Raw genomic sequence first — 20658 nt, forward strand, 5'->3', positions numbered from 1 at the left:
TAACAACCCGCAGCATTCCCGTCTAACATTCACTCCATCAACCGGACATGGCGGCTAAAGCCCCCCTGGCGGTACCAATGCCAAGATTGGCAAGCAACAACACTTTTTGGAGTTAATGATGAAGAAATTAGAAGATGCAGGTTTGCTGGTTGCTCGTATTCTGATGCCAATCCTGTTTATCGTTGCAGGTTACGGCAAAATGGGTGATGCCTATGCTGGCACCCAACAATACATGCAGTCGATGGGCGTACCTGGCTTCTTGCTGCCACTGACCATCCTGCTGGAGTTCGGCGGTGGCCTGGCAATTCTGTTCGGCTTCCTGACCCGTACCGTGGCGCTGTTCACTGCCGGTTTCACCATCCTGACCGCGCTGCTGTTCCACACCAACTTTGCTGAAGGCGTGAACCAGCTGATGTTTATGAAAAACCTGACCATTGCCGGTGGCTTCATCGTACTGGCGGTTGCAGGCCCTGGCGGCTTCAGCATTGACCGCATTTTGAACAAAAAGTGGTAAGCTTATAAAGCATACACTACGGATTTCAAGCTACAGCTTGAAAGACGACGGGTATAAAGGCTCGGCTCTTCATGCCGGGCCTTTTGACTTTCACTCTCGGATATTTTGGAGGACCTCATGGGACAACTCGTTGATGGCGTTTGGCAAGACACCTGGTATGACACCAAATCCACCGGGGGCCGTTTCAAGCGTTCAACCTCTCAGTTTCGCAATTGGGTCACCCCAGATGGCGCTGCGGGAGAGCATGGCAAAGCAGGTTTCAAGGCCGAGCAAGATCGCTACCATCTGTATGTTTCCCTGGCTTGCCCTTGGGCACACCGTACCCTGCTGATGCGCAAATTGAAGGGGCTGGAGCAAATCATCCCGGTTTCCGTGGTGCATCCGCTGATGTTGGAAAACGGCTGGACCTTCGGCCAGGATTTCCCGGCAGCAACCGGCGATGCTCTGTATCACTCCGATTTTCTTTACCAGCTCTATCTACGGGCCGATCCGAAGTACAGTGGCCGCGTTACCGTGCCAGTGCTGTGGGATAAACAGCAACAGACCATCGTCAGCAATGAGTCTGCCGATATCATTCGCATGTTCAACAGCGCTTTCGACGCCGTCGGCGCACGGGCTGGAGATTACTACCCGGCAGCACTGCGTGAGGAGATCGATTCGCTCAACGGCTGGATTTACGATTCGGTGAACAACGGGGTGTACAAGGCCGGTTTTGCTACCAGCCAGGAAGCCTATGACGAAGCGGTGAACGGCGTGTTCGCCTCATTGGAGCGGCTTGAGCAGATCCTCGGCCAACAGCGTTATCTAACCGGTGATCGACTCACCGAGGCCGATCTCCGCCTGTGGACCACGCTGATCCGTTTCGATCCGGTCTACGTCACTCATTTCAAATGCGACCAACGCCGCATAAGCGACTATCTCAACCTTTACGGCTTCCTGCGCGATATCTACCAGATGCCAGGGATTGCCGAAACGGTCGATATGGCGCATATCCGCAACCACTATTATCGCAGCCATGCCACCATCAACCCGCACGGGATCATTTCGATCGGCCCCGCGCAGGATCTGGATGAACCCCACGGGCGCGATGTGCGTTTTGGCTAATTGCAGATTGCTGTGAGTCTGAAGCCCGGCAATCGCTGCCCCCCTCACCCCCGCCCTCTCCCCAAATAGGAGAGGGTGCTGCAATGGCGCCTTGTTCAGGTGCAAGATCTAATGGGTAAAAGACGAGTAACGGAGTTTACTTGTAGCTCGATCGGTCCCCTCTCCCTGTGGGAGAGGGTTAGGGTGAGGGGACACAATGCGAAAATGCGTAGAAGTTACTGGTTCTCCTCGCGTGCAAACAGGCGCGGGATCTCACGCAGGAACCAGGATTTAGCCTCGCCCATGCTGTCGCGCCGCCAGGCCATGATAATGTCCGCTTCACGGCTATATTCCGGCCCTACCACGCGCAAGCGCCCCTGCTCGATATCCTTCTCCACCATCTGATAAGGCATCGTGGCAACCCCCAGCCCAGCCAGCAAGGCGCGGCGCTTATCTTCGATGGTGCTCACCGTCAGGCGCTGCTGTTTATCCAGCAATTGTACCGTCAAGACTGGCCGCTCCCGCGCAGTATCTGCCACTGCAATACCACGGTATTTCACCCGAGTCAGCTCCGACAGCGGCTCCGGCTCAAGATGGATCGGATGTTCCGGTGCGGCAACGTACACGCTCATCACCTTATACAGCTTGCGGGTGTTGATTTCAGAAGAGGCGCGAAAGTGCATATCCGGCGCAATAACGATATCGGCCCGCCCTTGCTCCAACCGCTCCCATGCCCCGGCCAACACTTCTGTAAAGATCGAAACCTGGGTATTGGCCTTCAACGCCAGCTTATCGACCAAGGGGAACAGCTTATAGGCAGGGGATAGCGCTTCGCTGACGATGGTGAGATGGGTTTCCCACCCTCGTGCCAATGCCTCTGCATCGGTCGTCAGCTTGTCTGCCGCCTCGAGCAGTACGCGGCCACGCTCAAGCAGCATACGCCCAACATTGGTAAATTTGGTGCGATGTCCGGAGCGGTCAAACAGCACCACATCCAGTTCTTCTTCCAATTTTTGCATGGTGTAGCTGAGCGCCGAAGGCACTCGCCCCAGCTCATCGGCAGCGGCGGCAAAGCTGCCACGGCGGTCGATCGCATCCATAACCCTAAGCGCTTCAAGCGTTAACGCCCGATCTCTGGCCATCGAAACTCTCTATCAGGAAATTTGAATATACCGACCAGATTAACTGGCTAACAATCCGCCGTCCAGATGCTTACCATCAAGAGAATGAATTTAGAGAGCCGATTGCCATGATCACATGCAGAACAGCACAACAATGCGGGCAAGCTGACTTTGGTTGGCTGCAGGCTCGTTATACCTTTTCCTTTGGCCACTACTTCGATCCCAAACTGATGGGCTATGCGTCGCTGCGGGTACTGAATCAAGAGGTATTAGCACCGGGTGCCGCCTTCCAGCCACGCACCTATCCCAACGTAGATATACTGAATCTGATCCTGCAGGGTGAAGCCGAATACCGGGACAGCGACGGCAATACCGTACGCGCAGCGGCAGGAGAGGCGTTATTGCTGGCTACGCAACCGGGGCTTAGCTATAGCGAACAGAACGTCAGCAGCAGCACGCCACTGACCCGGATGCAACTGTGGCTAGATGCCTGTCCGGAGCGCAGTAACGAGCGTGTGCAGCGTTTGAGCCTGCCAGATCAGCCCTATACGCTACTGGCCTCACCGGATGGTGCCCAAGGCAGCCTGCAACTGCGCCAACAGGTCTGGATACATCATTTGAACTTACCGGCGGGAGCACAGCAGACGCTTACTCTGCATGGGCCACGTGCCTACCTGCAATCGATCTACGGTACCGTTGAGGTCAATGGCGACCATCACCAGAGCCAGCGCCTGACCTGTGGAGATGGTGCGTTTATCCGCGAGGAAAACCGCCTCACCATCCAGGCCGAAGCGCCGCTACGTGCACTGCTGATTGATTTGCCAGTGTAGGATATAGATAAAGAAAAACCCCGCGCGACTCTCGTCACGCGGGTTATCTGTATGGCCCGTAAACCCACTAGTCAAACCCAACAGCTGACTCCCGCAGCATACACATGGGGTTAATAGCTCATGTGTATCTCTGACCGCATGCCATAATTTCTATAGATTTATTAATATTCAATGCCATAAAAATTACCCGACTAAACATCAAAAGATAATGTTGCTACCGTCGGTTTGGCTTTCTTCTGTATTACGCATAAATCAATAGTACCGCCAGGCGATCCCAGACTGGTGGCATCATGCATACCAGTCTTTCTCAAATATCCTGCTATCAACCCGTCACTTTCCACTTTGAAAACACACCTTATAGTTTTGAGACTCAAGGTATCAAAGCCCTTATTGAACCCGATGACTTACCCTTCAAATTGAGAAAATCGATATAGAGGTGATGTGATTGCACAAAAGCCGTGCCTACAACATGTGACGCACTCGTGTTCATCACACACAGATGGTATTGCTTATTATTGATGACTATCTATAATAAAGTTTTGATACGTATCATTGGACACAATTGGCATGAGTAAATGTTATACTATAAATGATAATATTTCATTTCACCCTGAAAGTGCTACCCTCTCATCTTCGTTGAGTGGTGCTCGCATTAAAATCAACGTACCAACAGCACAATTACTCGAGGCATTTGTCAATCGTGTTGGTTTGATAATATCTCAAAGTGATTTGTATTCAATTGCTTGGGGTGATAATGGTGTCAATGTCACACCAAATACCTTGTATCAAAATATTTCATTACTGCGAAAAGCATTACAAGATATAGGGTTATCTGGGGACACGATCACGACGGTAAGAGGCAAAGGATTTATCTTTACGGTCGCCAAAGTTGCAGAGTGCGAAGTCGATATTGACCCTGAAGATGAAGTTAATGACGTTATTAGTGAAAATATTGCCCCTCATCGCCAAGATGAAAACTTAACAACCCAAAGTAAATATAAAAAACATAATATTGTGTTACTGGTCACCTCTATGTTTATTTTATTTGGGATTGTTATTTATTTTATTAACAAAAGCATTCCTAAAAGAATAATGGATTATCCTAAAAACTTCACATTTTTATCAAAATTTGATGAATGCAGTATATTTACCAGCACTGAATTACATAACTTGGGAAGTCAAGAGAAAATCAACGCTTTTCTAAGTACACAATCATTAGAGTGTAAAACGTACCCTTATATTTACTTAAACTACACATCAAGGCACCCTACAATATCAGTCATTTCTTGTGAGCATGAAGTCAATTATAGCAAGAAAAATAATTGTAAAACTGAAATATTCGTCAATCATGGTGGTTTAAATGAAATTAAACACTAAATATACACTCCCGATTCTCATCGCTGTCATCATGATTGTTTCAGCTATCGCTTATGCTTATTTTTTAGTGGACGACAACAATAAAAAACTTAATTGCCACGGCGTTCATTATACGTATAGTAAAGATTTCAACATTAAGTCTAATGTTGAGATTAATTTTTATAGTAAAAATGGTTATATGATTATCAATGGCGTTGTTACTAATAATAACACCCCTTATCAATTAACCCGTAAGATATTATTTGACATCTCCGATATTGATAGCAAAACGGTTTTGACTTTTACTGCAATTGAGATTAGTCTTTCAGATGAAGTGAGCCGAACAGATCTTGAGAAAATGCTACCTAGTTTTATGTCTCAGGTTGGTAGTAATATCTTAATTTCCATTTATCGAGTTAACAATAATAATTATATTATTGAATCTAATGATGTGGCGAGTTTTCTTTGCAATAAGGATTAGTTTATTGAGAGTTCTACTTAAGCGGTGGCATAGACGTTCCTATTTAAAACAGAGAGAATTTAACTGTTTTATTCGATTCTATGCCATAGTTTTCCTCTAAGGTTATCTGAATATTAATCAAATCTTAATTAGATAACCCTACGTTAAAATCCCCCCCCATCCGAACTCCGTATGAGTTGTGACTTACCTATACTAAAATCATATAATTATCTTTAATTACAACCAGATATAGAACTTGATCGCCGCTTTGGCATGGGCCTCTCTCCATGAATTCATTAACTACTCTTTTATTAAGACTCTATAATTTATACTATTTTTTAACTTATGCTTTACTTGCTACTCTAATTTATCAGCTCGCATATTGATGAAAACAAGAAACAACTATTTTTAAGTAAAGTCTGGGCAATAAGCTTAAAACAATAAGGTTTTTATTTAATGAAAGACACCGCCTTTGCAAATAAATTTTACTTTATATTAAAAATAATACTCTCTATTGCTTTTGTCTCTTCAGCTTTATTTTTACTATTGAAATTTAGGGTTGATAAAAGTGATATTATTATTTGCAATGCGAACATGGCCATTCATAGAGAAGAACTGGGGTTAATGACAGAACTGACGCTCGAGTTTTCAATAAATGATAAAAATGGCATTGTCTATATTGATGGCATTGTTTATAAAAACAATGAAAGAATAGGCACGGTAAGCCGAAGAACATTTTTTGATGTGACTACGATTAATGATGATTTTTTATTAACATCAAAGAAAAACTGGGTGACTGAAACCAATGATGTGGACGAATCCTTGTTTTTAGACCTGATGTTATCTCGATTTTATTTAGTTGATGATTACCCTATGGTTTTTTTCTTCGCTAAGAATCGTAATGGAAGTTATTACATCTCAACCAAAACAATGCCCTATGTATACTGCTCTAATTTTTTAAAAGATGAGTAGAAATAATACTTTTAGTAATAGATATCTATCTGCACATTGAGAGTTTCATTGCTGGTCACTTTTCCTCATATTTTCTCCATTCATACTTAGACAACTATCAACTTTATTCCCACGCTTTTGGATAAGACGATTATGTGCAAGCAACTGGCTTCAAAAACTAGCCTCCGCAGGAGAACTTAGAGGACATGCTTCAAACATTTTCAGGCTAAAATTCTACATTTCTCTTTTTAAATAACACACTTATTAATGATGATAAATCCTTTTAAATCAATTTGTTAAAACAAGATTTCGTTAAAGAAAAACCTGAAGAGTCTTAACTAAACCTTAATGAGACTAAATCATTAAGTTTATCGCTCCCTCTAGGGCACACTCAAAATCCTTAATCAACGAGTTACTGGAGAAATAAAACCATGCGTACAACACTTTTAACTTTGTCACCAGCCGCTTTGTTACTATTAGCCTCAACTGGAACGGCCCTTGCAGCTGGTTCTTCGAGTAATGCCATGATCACGATAGAAGCTAACATCGTCACTGCGACCTGTGATGTTTCCGTGACCGATCGATTGAACCTGGGTAACCATAGAAAAGATGTTTTCACCGTCGCCAATAGTTTTATTGATACGACCGCACAAAGTTTTGATGTGAGAATTTCGAATTGTGAGGAGCCGTTAGCGGAGGGTGATACCGCGAGTTTGCGCATTGCGGGTTCGACATTAAGTGGTGGCGACAACAATATCTTTAACACCAATAATAGATCCAATATCGGGGTCATGGTCAAACATAATGGCACCATCTTGCAAAGTGGAGACCACATTCCTGTCGGAACTGCGGGTAGCACGCCAGTAATTGGCGACTTTGAAAAGTCGATTCCTTTAAGCGTCGCGTTGGCAACAAATAATATCTCAGCCATCGCAAATGAAAATATTAGTGTACCTATCACATTTAGCTTTATTTATAACTAACCATTTCTGATGGCAGGTGACGATAACTCCCTGCCATCAGGCAAGAGGAGTTTGAACCATGAGATTTTTATTTCGCACACTGTCTTTGCTATTTGTTGGTATGGCGGCGAATCAAACCGTACAAGCCGGCGGATTTGGTATTAGTAACACTCGACTCATTTACCCAGAGGGAGCGCCAAGTGTGTCACTCACTTTGCGCAATACGCAATCGGACTCTCCTTATTTAGTGCATGCCACCGTCAGTGCTGCTATTGATGGGAAAGGAGCTGCACCTTTTCTGGTGAGCCCTCCACTGTTTCGCCTGGAACCCAATAGTAGCAACCAGATTCGGATTTCTGCTAATGGTGGGGTTTTACCTAGTGACCGTGAGTCGGTTTTCTATATTAATGCACGGGCGATACCAAGTAGCACTGCTGGAACAGAAGATGACCAACAGCAGAAAGTGGGTGGTGAAGTAAAACTGGGCGTGGCGAATGTTATCAAGCTGTTTTATCGCCCTTCAGGGTTAACCCCGTCCGTCACCGATGCGCATAAGAACCTACAAATTACCTTAGTGAAAGAGGGATTACAGGTTTATAACGCCTCACCCTATTTTATTAACTTTGCCGGCATCCGTTTTGGCGGAGAGGCGCTGTCTTTGGCAAGCCCTGGAGCCAATATGATTGCCCCTTTCAGTAGCCACATCTTTGCGACCAAAGTCAAACAAGGGGAGGTCGACTGGCGGGTAATTAACGACCTTGGAGGTATCGATGCCTTTACTAAAATGGTGCCGTAACGCGAGCCTTCTCATCTGTGTTGTCACTATACAGGGACAAGCGGCTGAAACAGCGGATTTCCGCGCAACCATTGTTCCTGGAACTTGCGAAATCAAGCTAGATAAAGAGATTTTGCAGTTGGGAAGCATCCAGGCAAATTCGTTGTCATCGGGAGCCGTTGCTGCATCCGATACTTTCTCTCTGGCAGTACAAAATTGTAGCGGGACGGGAGCCAACCACCAAAAACCGGTAATCCAAGTCACTGGGAATGGTGATAACAATAACGGTAAATGGCTATTTCGTGATCCTGACTCAGAGGCCCAAGGGGTTGGTGTATTGCTAACTCAACAGACGAATGCCGTTCGCGATGGTGACAAACTGCAATTTCAGGGGATAGTTCCGCCAGCCGCAGGTGCCACCATGGCGTTTTCCGCAGGGGTCGCTTGTATTGACTCTGGGGGGTGTCATCCCACAGCCGGTAAACTCGTTGCTCGAGTGACCTTTAATTTTCTTTACGATTAAGAGCTCATTATGACCCAAGCCCTTTGTTTCCGAGACCTGAAAATTATCAGCGGCTTACTCCTTAGCCTCTGGGGAAATATCGTTTTTGCTGCTGATGGCGGAATAAGCCTTGGACAAACGCGGGTCATATTTAATGAAACCGATCGGGCGCGTACCGTCCAGATTAAGAATAGCGGAGATAAAACGTATTTAATTCAGTCTCTGGTACAGTTGGGCCAAGATAATCAACAGGCTGCTCCATTTATCGTGACGCCGCCATTATTTCGCCTAGAGCCTAATAGCCGCAACTCACTACGTATTATGCGCCAAAATGAAGGGCAATTATCACAGCAACATGAGTCGGTGTTTTATTTATCTGTTCTGGCTATCCCAGCTAAAACCTCCGAGTTTACAGAGCAGGCTCAGCTATCAATGGGAATTCGTTTTTCTATTAAGCTGTTCTATCGCCCTGCGGGATTGACTATGCCCCCGGAAGAGGCTTACTGCAAATTACAGTTTACCCAAGTCGCTAATGGTGTGCGTGTTGATAACCCCACACCCTATTTTTTAACGCTGGGCCAATTGAATATTAATCAAAGCGCAGTCAGTTTCAAACAGCACCCGGCAATGATTGCTCCTCATGGCAATCAAATTTATCCAGTGACTTCACCGTTGGCTATGGCTGACTGGCGAATGATTACCGATTACGGGATACTTTCGCCGAAATGCGAATATTCACCACCATAATTTATGGGGAATAAATGAAAAGTTTCTTTACTCGCCTATCATTAATAATGACAGGAGGCTTACTGATGCTGAACAGTTTATCGGTGAGCGCCAATCAGGCTGAATCCAAAGGTATTTCATTTTATGTGATGCGGGTTATTTACCCGGAGAAAGCCAGCCAAGGGGTTGCATTAACCGTCTATAACAAAAGCGATCAGCCTTTTTTAATGCAATCTTGGATCCGTGCTATGGATCCGCAAACTGGCGGTGTTGTACCGCAGGGTAAAGTCGCTACCTCTATGCCTTTTATTGTCACCCCGCCACTACAACGGCTAGAGCCTAATAGTGATTTAACCTTGCGTATTCGCCGCACGGGAGGGGAGTTACCGCAGGATAGGGAGTCCGTCTTTTATATTGCCACTAAGGCGATACCGTCAAAACCTGAGAATACGTCGAAAAACGGTGGCCAATTAACGTTAGCTGTCGTCAGCAATCTCAAACTCTTTTATCGCCCATCCGGTCTGCCGGACAGTGGGGTAGCCGGTGCAGCCCCACAATTACGCTTCCATCTGGAGGGTAATACGCTGGTTGCTGAGAATCCTACGCCGTTTTGGTTGACATTTTCCCGGTTAAAAGTCGGTAACCACTTGTTCGATAAGGCGGCTATGCGCCTGATGGTCCCACCCAAAGGGCAGCAACGTTATAACTTGCCTGCGGGAACCAAGGGGCCAGTTGAGTGGCAATTGCTCGATGAGACAGCATGGGATACGCCACTAGCGCAACAAAAATCACTGACTGGCTTATCTCCGCATTAAGAGCCCGTTTATCGATGAACTACTTTAACTGCTGGTAAATCCTATGTTTTTAATTCCAATGCAGCGTATTGGCAAAACATAAACACCAGGTTGAGCTGAATATCATGAAACTATACGTTGGAAGGGTAAAAATATCACCTATATTCACAGGTGCAATATTATTTACGTCTGTCTTGCCTGCTTGGGGCAGGGATTATTTTGATGCCGGGCTGCTAATGCTTGATCAAGAACAGTCGGCAAAAGTAGATCTGACTCAATTTGAAACTACCGGTCAGGTGCCCGAAGGGGACTATCTGGTGACGATATTTGTTAACCAAACTGAGCGCGGCGAACAAAATATCACTTTCAAAAAAGGCGCAGGGGGCAAGGTTGAGCCATCCCTCACGCCAGAGCTATTGAATGAGTTAGGTGTGAACACTACTGCACTGGCGACTTTCTCAAATTTGCCATTGGATCAACCAGTGGAGGATTTGCCTGCCTTGATCCCTCATGCGCAGGTGCAATTTTCACTGGCCAAGTTGCGGCTGGATCTCAGTATCCCCCAAGTTGCCATGCAGCCGAATAGTAGCAATCAGGTGGATCCCTCATTGTGGAATCAAGGTATTCCGGCATTTTTGCTTAATTATAATTTGAACGGCAGCCGTAGCCGACGTTCTTCCCAATCCGATCTGGGAACATCAGAGCAAACAAACTTCTTTGCCAATTTACGCGCGGGGTTGAACTTTGATGCCTGGCGTTTACGCAGCCTTATTATCCATAGCCGGAACACGACCAATGGTGATAATCGTGCGGGTGAAAGTACGCAAGACACCCAGTTTATCAATACCTACCTACAGCGGGATATCCAGCCTTGGCACTCGGAAATATTGGCCGGTGAAAGCAGCAGCGGAGGGGATATTTTTGACAGTGTTCCGTTTCGTGGCGTCAAACTGAATTCAACCGAGGAGATGTTGCCCAATAACCTGCGAGGCTTTGCACCGGTTATCTCCGGTATTGCGCAGAGTAATGCCAGGGTAACAGTAAGCCAGAATGGCAACATATTTTATCAAACCTATGTTGCACCAGGTCCATTTACGCTCACGGACCTGGGGCAAAGTGGTTCTTCTGGTGATTTGACGGTAACGATAACCGAAGCTGATGGCTCGGTTCGCACCCAGACGGTTGCCTATTCAACACTACCGGTAATGTTACGCCCAGGTGCCTTCAAGTATGAGCTGACCGGTGGCAAATATAATGGCAGCACTACGGTTGGCTCGCAGGAATCAACCTTCGGGCTAGGCACTCTGGTTTATGGCCTGCCCTATAACCTCACTCTGTATGGCGGCGGGCTGGTCGCAGATGATTACTTCTCAGGCGTAGTGGGGAGCGGGCTGTCGTTAGGGAGTTTTGGGGCTCTGTCTGCGGATGTGACTCACTCGAACGCAAAACTCAAGGACATGGATGACCGGCAGCGGGGAGAATCCTATCGGTTGCGCTATGCCAAGAATATTGCCAGTACCGGCACATCCATAGATGTCGCGACGATGCGTTACTCGACCCGTGACTATTACAGTTTTTCCGATGTTAACAACAATGGCTACCAACTACGTGACGATCAACTTCCCTGGTCACAAGACCGTAAGCGTAATAGTTACCAACTGCGGTTATCGCAGAATATGGGTGATTTAGGGTCGCTCTATCTCTCTGGGATGCGGGATAACTTTTGGGACAACGGCAAGGTCAACAACAACCTGACTGCGGGTTATACCAATAGCTACCGAGGGGTGTCTTACGGTGTGAATTACAGCATTGATCGCATTAAAGGTGACAACAGCTGGCCGGAGAACAGACAGTTATCGATGAACGTTCAAGTACCCTTAAGCTTGTTCAGTGGCTCATCACTGGCTGACCGCAGCTTTGCCAGTTATCAGATGACCAATAACAATCAAGGCAGCGTTCAGCATCAGGCAGGTATCAATGGGACCGCCATGGATGACCGCCTTTCTTACGGCGTGACACAAGGCTGGTCTAACGACGGCAGCAGTGACATGGGATCGGTGAATACCGGTTATCGTGGCAGCAAGGGCATCGCGAATATGGGATATAGCTATGGTAGTGGCTATAGCGCAGTGAATATGAATGCCAGCGGCGGGGTGGTGGCACATGCCGAAGGGGTTACATTGAGTCAACCTCTGGGTGATACCGTTGCCTTAGTGAGTGCGCCAGGCGCCGGGGGAAGTAAGGTGATGAGCGGTAATAATCGGGTGGACAGCCGTGGTTATGCGGTAGTGCCTTATCTCTCAAACTATCAGCGCAATAATATTAGCCTGGACCCATCAACCCTCCCAGAGAGCGTTGATATGACCCACTCAAGCCAAAATGTCTATCCGACTAAAGGCGCGGTAGTTAAGGCTAACTTTGCCACGCGCATCGGTTATCAGGCAGTGATCACCTTGAGTCACAGTAGTGGATTAGTACCTTTCGGCGCCGTGGTTGCCGTTGAAGGGAGCGCGAGTGAAGAGCCACATACCAGTATTGTTGGCGATGCCGGGCAGGTCTACCTCAGCGGGCTGCCGGAAAGTGGTCGTCTACAGGTTAAATGGGGTAAGGATACTGGCCAGCAATGCAATGTAGCGTTTAATTTGACGAACACGCCAGCCCCGTCGGCGGCTAATCCTATCCGTCATTTGCCATTACGTTGTGGTGTTTAACATGTTAAGCACCGAGCATTCACTTTATAGAGGGTTAAACACAGTGACAGATAAAATAAACGCCACTGGTTTTACGTGGTTACAAGTAGGGTTTTGTCTGCTGTCGTTGGGCGCTATTATGCCATCGCAGGCAGTCACAATTGATATTGGCAGTGGTAGTCGACAATGGTTTGGTCCAGCTATTAGTGCTGAGTTTACCACACCACCGTTCAGCCAATTCCTTACTGATCTCGATCCAACTTACGCTTTTATCGGCATATCTAATTCGGTGAATTGTTACAATAATACCCAAATGACTGATATTAACGGAATACAAGCATTGAAAATTGCTCAAGGGGTTTTTGTGGTTCCGCGGACAACCTTCACTATCAGTTATAAGTTAGATAATGGAGTACAAGAAACCATGAGTGGAAGTCTTGGTGAACCAGAAACGAAGGGGATAATCAGTGGAAACGGAGCAAACTTTCTGGCTGCACAGGTTACAGATTCAGCCTGGTGTTTGACACCTAGGTCATCTCCTGTGAGCAATTTTTTCCAGGTAGGTAGCGAGCGTTCGGGCTCAGTGACAGGCGATTGGATCATTATCACCGACGGGACTCAACAAGATGGAATATACACTGTTCCTATTATGTCTTTTAAGTCCAGAGTCATAGCACCGTCGAACAATGCGTATGCCTATTTTGCGAGCTTTCAGATTAAAGTGTCCACACGCCAATGTTCGATTAATATTAACAATTCGATCGACTTTGGCGAGGTTGAACATAATTCGACTATCAGGACTGAATTAGGACGAGTGAACGACAATCTGGAGGTGGGTTGCACACAAAGTAGCGTTAATCCTTCAGCGAATATTAACGTGAAATTTCAGTCCAACTCAGGTTTTTTCGACGGCGAAGCCGCTCGGTTGCCCCTCAATGAGGGAGGTGGTTATATCACGGGTGAAATAACGGGAATAGCCGGCGTTGACAATGGAGCCTGCAATTCGACAGGAGGGCTGAAGTTTAATAGTGATCCTATAAGATTAGGTTCAATAGGTACAGGTGCAGGCAACGTGAGCTTTCCAAATGAACTCACCTGGCGGCTTTGTTCCGGGGGCAGTACATTACCGGTTGGCAACGTCAGCGCCTCAGCAACTGTCGATGTTGTCTTTAATTGAAGGGCAAATCTGTTTTAATGAAGTGAACAACGGTTGGTGTATCCCAGGTGTCTATCACTGTGACATGAAATACGCTTGGGACACACCAACCCACTGTTTTTAAAGAGGAGTGGAGTTGACCGGTAAGCCGGGTTCTGTCGTGGACAGTCATTCCTCTAGGCCAGCAATCGCTCACTGGCTCAAGCAGCCTACCCGGGTTCAGTACGGGCCGTACCATGTGAACCCCTATTTGGCCTTGCTCCGGGTGGAGTTTACCGTGCCACGGACTGTTGCCAGCCGCGCGGTGCGCTCTTACCGCACCCTTTCACCCTTACCTGATCCCGCTTGCGCGGGCCATCGGCGGTTTGCTCTCTGTTGCACTAGTCGTAGGCTTGCGCCTCCCAGGCGTTACCTGGCACCCTGCCCTATGGAGCCCGGACTTTCCTCCCCTCCATCTGTCTCCCCTGAAGAGGACGGCAATGAAGCGGCGACTGTCTGGTCAACTCCGGCGCGGATAGTAGCGTTGCAGCGCCTGTAGGTCAACCGCTTTACTGTTCCTGCTGCTCCAGCGCATGTTTATACAGCGCATTTTTCTTCACGCCGTGGATCTCTGCGGTTAACGCTGCCGCCTTTTTCAACGGCAACTCTTTTTGCAGCAGAGCCAGGGTACGCAGCGCTTCAAGCGGCAAATCGTCTTCCTGTGCCTTGTGGCCTTCCACAATCAGCACCATCTCCCCGCGGCGGCGCATCTCATCTTCCAGCACCCAGGCCAGCAGTTCCCCCACTGGGGCACCGTGAATCGATTCCCAGGTTTTGGTCAGTTCACGCGCCAGCACCACATAACGCTGCGGCCCCCACACGGTAACCATGTCCTGCAAACTTTCCAGCAAACGGTGGGTAGATTCGTAGAAAATCAGCGTTCGCGGTTCCTCTGCCAGCGCCAGCAGGGTATCCTTACGGCCTTTGGTTTTGGCTGGCAGGAAGCCTTCATAGCAGAAACGATCGGAAGCCACACCGGCGGCACACAACGCGGTGGTGGCAGCACAGGCGCCCGGCAGCGGCACGACGCGGATCCCCGCTTCACGGCAACGGCGCACCAAGTGGTAACCCGGATCGTTAATCAGTGGCGTGCCTGCGTCACTCACCAGTGCTATGCTTTGGCCTTCCTGCAATTTTGCCAGCAGTTGGTCCGCCTTCTGCTGTTCGTTATGGTCGTGCAGCGCAAACAACCGCGCGCTAATAGCAAAGTGTTGCAGCAGCAACCCGGTATGGCGCGTATCTTCCGCCGCAATCAGATCGACGCTTTTCAGTACCTCTATGGCCCGATGAGTCATATCCCCCAGGTTGCCGATGGGGGTGGGCACCACGTACAGTGTCGAGGCAGAAATAGCTGATTGTTGGTGTTGATTCATTGTTTCATCCGGATTGCCGATTTAATATTGAGCATCTTGAAAAAAACATCACTGGATACAGTATGCTTTCCTCAACATTCCTTCGTACCAAAGCAGGGCGATTAGTACCTGTTGTACTGGCAGCCTTGCTGTTAGCTGGTTGTCCAAGTCAGGTTCCACAAACTCCGCCCTCAAATATCCAGGACGAAGCCAGTGCCAACTCTGATTACTATCTGCAGCAGTTGCAGCAAAGCAGCGATGATAACAAGGCTGACTGGCAATTACTTGCGATTCGCGCATTAACTCGCGAAGGCAAGCTGCCGCAGGCCAACGAGCAACTGAGCACCTTGCCGCAAAACCTGACGGCTACACAACAGCTTGAGCACCAGCTATTGAGCGCAGAACTGCAGGTGGCCAACAAGAATTTGAGCGCAGCACGCGATGCGCTGAATAACATCGACAGCAGCGCGCTGTCACCAAATCAGCTGGTTCGCCTGTATCAGGCGCAGATCGCGGCAAATCAGGGCCAAGCCTCACTGCCGCTGATCCGCGCCTATATTGCCCAGGAGCCGTTACTAAGCGGCCAGGCTCATCAGGATAACCTGGATAAAACCTGGCAAACGCTGCTTGGCCTGAAACCGGCCGACATGAACAGCCTGGTGATTAACGCCAACGAAAACGTGCTGCAAGGTTGGCTGGATCTGTTACGAGTCTATCAGGACAACCGTCAGGATCCCGATCTGCTGAAGGCCGGGATCAAAGACTGGCAGAACCGCTATCCGCAGAATCCGGCGGCGAAAAGCCTGCCAACGCAGTTGAATCAGGTGCTGAATTTCACCCAGGCTTCAACTTCGCATATCGCCCTGCTGCTGCCGCTGAACGGCCAGGCCAAGGTGTTTGCCGATGCGATCCAACAGGGCTTTAACGCAGCGCAAAGTGGCATAACGCTCGCCGCGCCGGTTCAGGCACCGCAACCAACCGTTAATCCAGACCAGACTGTGGCAGCTACGCCAGACAATGCCAACGGTGCCGTAAGTACTTCAGCCCCGGCGGCGGATGCAACTCAGGTAGCCGCAGTACAACCTGCTACCCCTGCTCCGGTACCCGTCACTCCAGCCCCGGCAACCGGCGGGCAGGTGAAGGTCTACGACACCACCAGCCAGCCTCTGCCAGCGCTGTTGGCTCAAGCCCAGCAGGATGGCGCAACCCTGATCGTGGGCCCGCTGTTGAAGGCCGAAGTTGATCAACTCGCCAGCACCTCAACGACGTTGAACGTGCTGGCACTCAACCAGCCTGAGCAGCCAAAGGACAGCCCGAATATCTGTTACTTCGCCCTGTCACCGGAGGATGAAGCCCGCGACGCCGCCCGCCATATCTGGGAACAGCAAAAACGCCAGCCGTTACTGCTGCTGCCACGCGGCGCGTTTGGCGATCGCATTGCCAAAGCCTTCACCGAAGAGTGGCAGAAACTCGGTGGCCAGACCGTGCTGCAGCAAGGGATTGGTTCTGCCGGTGAGCTACGTCAGATGGTCAACAGCGGTGGGATCCGCATGAGCGGCACCCCGGTGGCCTCACAGGCTCCAGCGCAGCAGTCGGTGACTATCGCTGGCCTGACTATTCCAGCGCCACCAAGCGATATCCCGGCCTCCACAGGCGGCGGCGTAGACTCGGTGTATATCGTCGCCACGCAAGACCAGTTGACGCTGATCAAGCCGATGATCGACATGACCACCAGCTCTCGTAGCAAACCAGCCATGTTTGCCAGCTCGCGCAGCTATCAGGCCGGCGCTGGCCCGGACTTCCGCCTGGAAATGGAAGGCCTGCAATTCAGTGATATTCCTCTGCTGGCAGGGGCCAATCCACAGTTGCAGCAGCAAGCCACCGCCAAATTCCGTAACGACTACTCCCTGGTGCGTCTCTACGCCATGGGGATGGATGCCTGGACATTGGCCAACCACTTTGCTCAAATGCGCCAGTTGCCAGGATTCCAGGTTTCAGGCACCACGGGTGTGCTGACATCTTCACCTAACTGTGTGATCACCAGGAAACTGACTTGGCTGCAATACCGCCAGGGCTCGGTCGTTCCGGTCTCCTGAGTCAACGCGCCAAGGGAGCGGGCTATGAGATCCAGGCCCGCCAATACCTGGAGCGCGCCGGGCTTACCTTCACCGCTGCCAACGTGGCGGTACGTGGGGGTGAGCTCGATCTCATCATGCGTGATGGTCAAACCTGGGTGTTCGTCGAAGTCCGCTACCGCCGCAACGCCGCCTTTGGTGACGCAGCGGCCAGCGTGACTTACCGCAAGCAACGGCGATTGCTGCATGCCGCCGCCGTTTGGCTGGCAGGGCGAGGAGCCAGTTTTGACACATCATCTTGCCGTTTTGATGTTTTAGCCATTACCGGTAGCCAGTTAGAATGGATACCCAATGCCTTCAATGCGGATTAAACCCTGTTGACCGGTGTATGCCGGCCCTTTGACCTAGTGGATTAAAACAACGTGCTGGATAGAATCAAAGTCTGTTTTACCGAGAGTATCCAAACCCAGATTGCGGCGGCGGAAGCCCTACCTGACGCGATATCCCGTGCCGCGATGACCCTGGTTCAATCGTTATTGAACGGCAACAAGATCCTGTGCTGTGGCAACGGCACCTCGGCGGCTAACGCTCAGCATTTTGCCGCCTGCATGATCAACCGCTTTGAAACCGAACGCCCTAGCCTGCCCGCGATCGCGCTAAACGCCGATAACGTGGTGCTGACCGCCATCGGCAACGATCGTCTGCATGATGAAATGTATGCCAAACAGGTGCGGGCACTCGGCCACGCCGGTGACGTGCTGCTGGCGATTTCCACCCGCGGCAATAGCCGTGATATTGTAAAAGCGGTCGAAGCTGCGGTAACGCGTGATATGACCATTGTTGCGCTTACCGGCTACGATGGCGGAGAGCTGGCGGGTTTACTTGGCCAGCAGGACGTGGAGATACGTATCCCCTCTCACCGCAGTGCACGCATTCAGGAGATGCATATGCTTACCGTCAATTGCCTATGCGACCTGATTGATAACACATTGTTCCCCCACCAGGACGATTAGAGGAACCGAGATGAAGCTAAGAGCCACATTTGCAGTGCTGTTCAGCGCCCTACTGCTGCAGGGTTGCGTCGCGGGCGTTGTCGTTGGCAGCGCCGCGGTTGCCACCAAAACGGCGACCGATCCACGCACCGTAGGCACACAGGTCGATGACGGCACATTGGAAGCCCGGGTCGAAAATGCCATCAGCAAAGATCAGCAACTGAAGAAAGAAGCCCGTGTCGTAGCTACCGCCTATCAGGGCAAAGTGCTGCTGACCGGCCAGGCTCCTACCACCGAGCTCGCCAGCCGGGCGAAGCAGATCGCACTTGGCGTCGATGGTGCCGCTGAAGTGTATAACGAGATCCGCCAGGGCACACCGGTCAGCCTGGGCACCGCCTCTTCCGATACCTGGATCACCACCAAGGTGCGTTCACAAATCCTGACCAGCGATACCGTCAAATCCTCGAACGTGAAGGTCACGACCGAAAACGGCGAAGTGTTCTTGTTAGGTTTGGTGACACAGCAGGAAGGCCAGTCTGCGGCGCAGATTGCCAGCCAGGTTAGCGGCGTGAAGCACGTGACAACAGCGTTTACCTACGTTAAATAATCTCGTGAGTCGGGGTGAGATCGGCGTTGTCCGCTGCCCTCACCCTAACCCTCTCCCACAGGGAGAGGGGACCGATCGAGTTCGTTGCCTCTTCTGAGTAATGACCTATCTTTCTTCTTACGCCCGACTTTCCGAAGCCGCACGGGGCAAGTACGCGCTCCGTTCAGCTCCCTCTCCCTGTGGGAGAGGGTTGGGGTGAGGGGGCATTATTTCAGATCGTTGGCCTTAAGAAATCCTTCCCCACCCAACTGGCGCATCTGGCGCATAATCCACTGTTGGCGTTGAACCACGTACCCCGAAGGGGCACCGGCCTTGAAACGATGCGGATTAGGCAGCACTGCCGCCAGCAGGGCAGCTTCAGACGCCGTCAGGCGGCTTGCCGGCTTGTGGAAAAAGTGCTGAGCCGCCGCTTCCACGCCGAAGATGCCGTCACCAAACTCGACGATATTCAGGTACACCGTCAAAATTCGCCGCTTGGTCCAAACCAGCTCAATACCCGCCGTTAACCCAACTTCCAACCCTTTGCGCACCCAGCTACGCCCGTCCCACAAAAACAGGTTCTTTGCCGTTTGCTGAGAAAGGGTAGAAGCACCGCGGATGCGCGTTGGCCGCTTTTCGTTGTGGCTGATGGCCTTTTCAATGGCCGCAACATCAAACCCCCAGTGGTCGGGGAATTTCTGATCTTCTGCCGCCATCACTGCCAGCGCCATCGAGGGGGCAATATCGTCCATCGCTACCCAGTCGGAATGCGCCACATAGCCGAAATCCCCGCTCAGCCAGGCACCGAGCTGCCGCTCCACCATCACCGCAGAAAACGGCACCGGCAGAAAAGCGAACAGAATGATCCCCGCCAGCCACAGGCCAATAACCGCAAGAACGCCTCGCTTAAACCAAAACCACAGGCGAACAATCCACGATTTACGAGAAAACCTTATCATTCCACCAGATCCAGCACTCGTGACACCAGCTTATCAATCCCCTGCGCCGCCTCGCCGATCGACTGGGCCAACATGTAGGCCGGGGTCGTGACAACCTTGTTTTCAATATCAACCACGATGTCATCTACCGGGCAGATCACCGGCTCACCGCCCATGGCATCAATCACTTCCCCCAGATCGGGATCGTTACCAATGGTCAATCGTAACGGTTGATCGAGAACTTTCGGCAACAGCGTTGGAGCAATGCACATAAGACCCATTGGTTTGTTTCTCTTATGCATTTCCAGAATAAGCTTAGACAGATCGGGATCTACTGAACATTCCGCCCCTTGCGTGGCAAAGCTGCTCAAATTCTTCGCCGCACCAAATCCACCGGGCACAATCAGGGCATCCAACTGCTCGGCATCGGCCAGCGAAAGCGCCTGAATTTTGCCACGAGCGATGCGTGCCGACTCCAGCAAAACGTTGCGGCTCTCTGGCATTTCTTCGCCGGATAAATGATTAATAACATGCAGTTGTGCCTTATCGGGTGCAAAGCAGACCGCCTGCGCACCGGCACGATCCAGAGCCAGCAAGGTGAGCACCGCCTCATGGATTTCTACCCCGTCATAAACACCACAACCACTCAGCACTACAGCGACCTGTTTCATCGACATTCTCCCAGCCAGGACCGCCGGCAAAGGCAGGCCCAGAGGCGACAAATACTAACTACATCACATATTTTAATGATTCTTC

21 protein-coding genes and 1 other RNA gene are annotated in these 20658 nt (G+C 50.0%); 17 read left to right on the forward strand and 5 right to left on the reverse strand.

Annotation, left to right across the window (positions count from 1 at the left end):
- The first annotated feature begins 118 nt into the window (after window positions 1-118).
- On the forward strand, window positions 119-514 hold the full coding sequence (locus A6U95_RS12530) for a DoxX family protein (protein ID WP_024528174.1): 396 nt from the start codon (window positions 119-121) through the stop codon (window positions 512-514).
- A 117-nt stretch (window positions 515-631) separates the two neighbouring features.
- Entirely contained in the window at window positions 632-1618 is a 987-nt protein-coding gene (locus tag A6U95_RS12535) for a glutathione S-transferase family protein (protein ID WP_065684723.1), read from the forward strand.
- A 215-nt stretch (window positions 1619-1833) separates the two neighbouring features.
- On the opposite strand, the gene A6U95_RS12540 is transcribed toward A6U95_RS12535, so the two are convergent.
- Complete coding sequence (locus tag A6U95_RS12540; protein WP_021180661.1) at window positions 1834-2739, reverse strand: LysR family transcriptional regulator; 906 nt, start codon at window positions 2737-2739, stop codon at window positions 1834-1836.
- Between the two features lie 107 nt (window positions 2740-2846).
- On the opposite strand from A6U95_RS12540, the gene A6U95_RS12545 reads away from it, so the two are divergent.
- From A6U95_RS12545 to A6U95_RS12590, 11 genes are all read left to right on the forward strand, one after another.
- Complete coding sequence (locus A6U95_RS12545) at window positions 2847-3548, forward strand: pirin family protein (RefSeq protein WP_065684724.1); 702 nt, start codon at window positions 2847-2849, stop codon at window positions 3546-3548.
- Between the two features lie 567 nt (window positions 3549-4115).
- Window positions 4116-4925, forward strand: a complete 810-nt coding sequence (locus tag A6U95_RS29745; protein WP_074423344.1) for a winged helix-turn-helix domain-containing protein — start codon at window positions 4116-4118, stop codon at window positions 4923-4925.
- On the forward strand, window positions 4909-5385 hold the full coding sequence (locus tag A6U95_RS12550; RefSeq protein WP_241810651.1) for a hypothetical protein: 477 nt from the start codon (window positions 4909-4911) through the stop codon (window positions 5383-5385). The genes A6U95_RS29745 and A6U95_RS12550 overlap by 17 nt, the downstream gene beginning before the upstream one ends.
- A gap of 435 nt (window positions 5386-5820) precedes the next feature.
- Window positions 5821-6336 carry a hypothetical protein gene (locus A6U95_RS12555; protein WP_065684725.1) on the forward strand — a complete coding sequence of 172 codons (516 nt, stop codon included), beginning with the start codon at window positions 5821-5823 and terminating at the stop codon, window positions 6334-6336.
- Window positions 6337-6746: 410 nt separating this feature from the next.
- Entirely contained in the window at window positions 6747-7298 is a 552-nt protein-coding gene (locus tag A6U95_RS12560; RefSeq protein ID WP_065684726.1) for a hypothetical protein, read from the forward strand.
- Between the two features lie 58 nt (window positions 7299-7356).
- On the forward strand, window positions 7357-8073 hold the full coding sequence (locus tag A6U95_RS12565; protein WP_065684727.1) for a molecular chaperone: 717 nt from the start codon (window positions 7357-7359) through the stop codon (window positions 8071-8073).
- Window positions 8048-8575, forward strand: coding sequence for a fimbrial protein (locus A6U95_RS12570; protein WP_065684728.1), 528 nt, complete (start codon window positions 8048-8050; stop codon window positions 8573-8575). The genes A6U95_RS12565 and A6U95_RS12570 overlap by 26 nt, the downstream gene beginning before the upstream one ends.
- A gap of 9 nt (window positions 8576-8584) precedes the next feature.
- Window positions 8585-9301 carry a molecular chaperone gene (locus A6U95_RS12575; RefSeq protein ID WP_065684729.1) on the forward strand — a complete coding sequence of 239 codons (717 nt, stop codon included), beginning with the start codon at window positions 8585-8587 and terminating at the stop codon, window positions 9299-9301.
- Window positions 9302-9366: 65 nt separating this feature from the next.
- Window positions 9367-10095, forward strand: coding sequence for a molecular chaperone (locus A6U95_RS12580; protein ID WP_241810652.1), 729 nt, complete (start codon window positions 9367-9369; stop codon window positions 10093-10095).
- A gap of 104 nt (window positions 10096-10199) precedes the next feature.
- Window positions 10200-12785, forward strand: coding sequence for a fimbria/pilus outer membrane usher protein (locus A6U95_RS12585; RefSeq protein ID WP_065684819.1), 2586 nt, complete (start codon window positions 10200-10202; stop codon window positions 12783-12785).
- A 1-nt stretch (window position 12786) separates the two neighbouring features.
- Window positions 12787-13941 (forward strand): hypothetical protein, encoded by a 1155-nt coding sequence (locus tag A6U95_RS12590; RefSeq protein WP_065684731.1) that lies wholly within the window; start codon window positions 12787-12789, stop codon window positions 13939-13941.
- 107 nt (window positions 13942-14048) lie between these two features.
- Here A6U95_RS12590 and rnpB read toward each other — a convergent pair.
- Window positions 14049-14427, reverse strand: an RNA gene (gene rnpB, locus A6U95_RS12595) — RNase P RNA component class A.
- 41 nt (window positions 14428-14468) lie between these two features.
- Window positions 14469-15332, reverse strand: a complete 864-nt coding sequence (rsmI, locus tag A6U95_RS12600) for a 16S rRNA (cytidine(1402)-2'-O)-methyltransferase (protein WP_021180663.1) — start codon at window positions 15330-15332, stop codon at window positions 14469-14471.
- A gap of 62 nt (window positions 15333-15394) precedes the next feature.
- Between rsmI and A6U95_RS12605 the strand changes: the two genes are divergently transcribed.
- The 4 genes from A6U95_RS12605 to dolP are packed head-to-tail and all read left to right on the forward strand — an operon-like array spanning window position 15395 to window position 18985.
- Entirely contained in the window at window positions 15395-17407 is a 2013-nt protein-coding gene (locus tag A6U95_RS12605) for a penicillin-binding protein activator (protein WP_065684732.1), read from the forward strand.
- Window positions 17404-17757: a YraN family protein gene (locus tag A6U95_RS12610; protein ID WP_024528160.1), complete on the forward strand. Its 354-nt coding sequence runs from the start codon at window positions 17404-17406 to the stop codon at window positions 17755-17757. Before A6U95_RS12605 ends, A6U95_RS12610 begins: the two co-directional genes overlap by 4 nt.
- 51 nt (window positions 17758-17808) lie before the next feature.
- Window positions 17809-18399, forward strand: coding sequence for a DnaA initiator-associating protein DiaA (gene diaA, locus A6U95_RS12615; RefSeq protein ID WP_025120033.1), 591 nt, complete (start codon window positions 17809-17811; stop codon window positions 18397-18399).
- Window positions 18400-18409: 10 nt separating this feature from the next.
- The gene (gene dolP / locus A6U95_RS12620) at window positions 18410-18985 is read left to right on the forward strand and encodes a division/outer membrane stress-associated lipid-binding lipoprotein (RefSeq protein WP_021180667.1); all 576 of its coding nucleotides are present in this window, start codon (window positions 18410-18412) and stop codon (window positions 18983-18985) included.
- A gap of 206 nt (window positions 18986-19191) precedes the next feature.
- Here dolP and mtgA read toward each other — a convergent pair whose 3' ends face one another.
- Together mtgA and elbB are read right to left on the reverse strand one after the other, a co-directional pair.
- Window positions 19192-19923: a monofunctional biosynthetic peptidoglycan transglycosylase gene (gene mtgA, locus A6U95_RS12625; RefSeq protein ID WP_065684733.1), complete on the reverse strand. Its 732-nt coding sequence runs from the start codon at window positions 19921-19923 to the stop codon at window positions 19192-19194.
- Window positions 19920-20573 (reverse strand): isoprenoid biosynthesis glyoxalase ElbB, encoded by a 654-nt coding sequence (gene elbB / locus A6U95_RS12630; protein WP_065684734.1) that lies wholly within the window; start codon window positions 20571-20573, stop codon window positions 19920-19922. The genes mtgA and elbB overlap by 4 nt, the downstream gene beginning before the upstream one ends.
- Window positions 20574-20658: the final 85 nt, after the last annotated feature.

It is taken from the genome of Serratia sp. 14-2641 (genome assembly GCF_001692375.1).
Lineage (GTDB): Bacteria > Pseudomonadota > Gammaproteobacteria > Enterobacterales > Enterobacteriaceae > Chania > Chania fonticola_C.

What these genes read in the sequence shown, in the direction of transcription:
- A6U95_RS12530 (WP_024528174.1), top strand. Translation starts at nt 119, where the DNA reads ATGAAGAAATTAGAAGATGCAGGTTTGCTGGTTGCTCGTATTCTGATG.
- A6U95_RS12535 (WP_065684723.1), top strand. Translation starts at nt 632, where the DNA reads ATGGGACAACTCGTTGATGGCGTTTGGCAAGACACCTGGTATGACACC.
- A6U95_RS12540 (WP_021180661.1), bottom strand. Translation starts at nt 2,739, where the DNA reads ATGGCCAGAGATCGGGCGTTAACGCTTGAAGCGCTTAGGGTTATGGAT.
- A6U95_RS12545 (WP_065684724.1), top strand. Translation starts at nt 2,847, where the DNA reads ATGATCACATGCAGAACAGCACAACAATGCGGGCAAGCTGACTTTGGT.
- A6U95_RS29745 (WP_074423344.1), top strand. Translation starts at nt 4,116, where the DNA reads ATGAGTAAATGTTATACTATAAATGATAATATTTCATTTCACCCTGAA.
- A6U95_RS12550 (WP_241810651.1), top strand. Translation starts at nt 4,909, where the DNA reads ATGAAATTAAACACTAAATATACACTCCCGATTCTCATCGCTGTCATC.
- A6U95_RS12555 (WP_065684725.1), top strand. Translation starts at nt 5,821, where the DNA reads ATGAAAGACACCGCCTTTGCAAATAAATTTTACTTTATATTAAAAATA.
- A6U95_RS12560 (WP_065684726.1), top strand. Translation starts at nt 6,747, where the DNA reads ATGCGTACAACACTTTTAACTTTGTCACCAGCCGCTTTGTTACTATTA.
- A6U95_RS12565 (WP_065684727.1), top strand. Translation starts at nt 7,357, where the DNA reads ATGAGATTTTTATTTCGCACACTGTCTTTGCTATTTGTTGGTATGGCG.
- A6U95_RS12570 (WP_065684728.1), top strand. Translation starts at nt 8,048, where the DNA reads ATGCCTTTACTAAAATGGTGCCGTAACGCGAGCCTTCTCATCTGTGTT.
- A6U95_RS12575 (WP_065684729.1), top strand. Translation starts at nt 8,585, where the DNA reads ATGACCCAAGCCCTTTGTTTCCGAGACCTGAAAATTATCAGCGGCTTA.
- A6U95_RS12580 (WP_241810652.1), top strand. Translation starts at nt 9,367, where the DNA reads ATGCTGAACAGTTTATCGGTGAGCGCCAATCAGGCTGAATCCAAAGGT.
- A6U95_RS12585 (WP_065684819.1), top strand. Translation starts at nt 10,200, where the DNA reads ATGAAACTATACGTTGGAAGGGTAAAAATATCACCTATATTCACAGGT.
- A6U95_RS12590 (WP_065684731.1), top strand. Translation starts at nt 12,787, where the DNA reads ATGTTAAGCACCGAGCATTCACTTTATAGAGGGTTAAACACAGTGACA.
- rsmI (WP_021180663.1), bottom strand. Translation starts at nt 15,332, where the DNA reads ATGAATCAACACCAACAATCAGCTATTTCTGCCTCGACACTGTACGTG.
- A6U95_RS12605 (WP_065684732.1), top strand. Translation starts at nt 15,395, where the DNA reads ATGCTTTCCTCAACATTCCTTCGTACCAAAGCAGGGCGATTAGTACCT.
- dolP (WP_021180667.1), top strand. Translation starts at nt 18,410, where the DNA reads ATGAAGCTAAGAGCCACATTTGCAGTGCTGTTCAGCGCCCTACTGCTG.
- mtgA (WP_065684733.1), bottom strand. Translation starts at nt 19,923, where the DNA reads ATGATAAGGTTTTCTCGTAAATCGTGGATTGTTCGCCTGTGGTTTTGG.
- elbB (WP_065684734.1), bottom strand. Translation starts at nt 20,573, where the DNA reads ATGAAACAGGTCGCTGTAGTGCTGAGTGGTTGTGGTGTTTATGACGGG.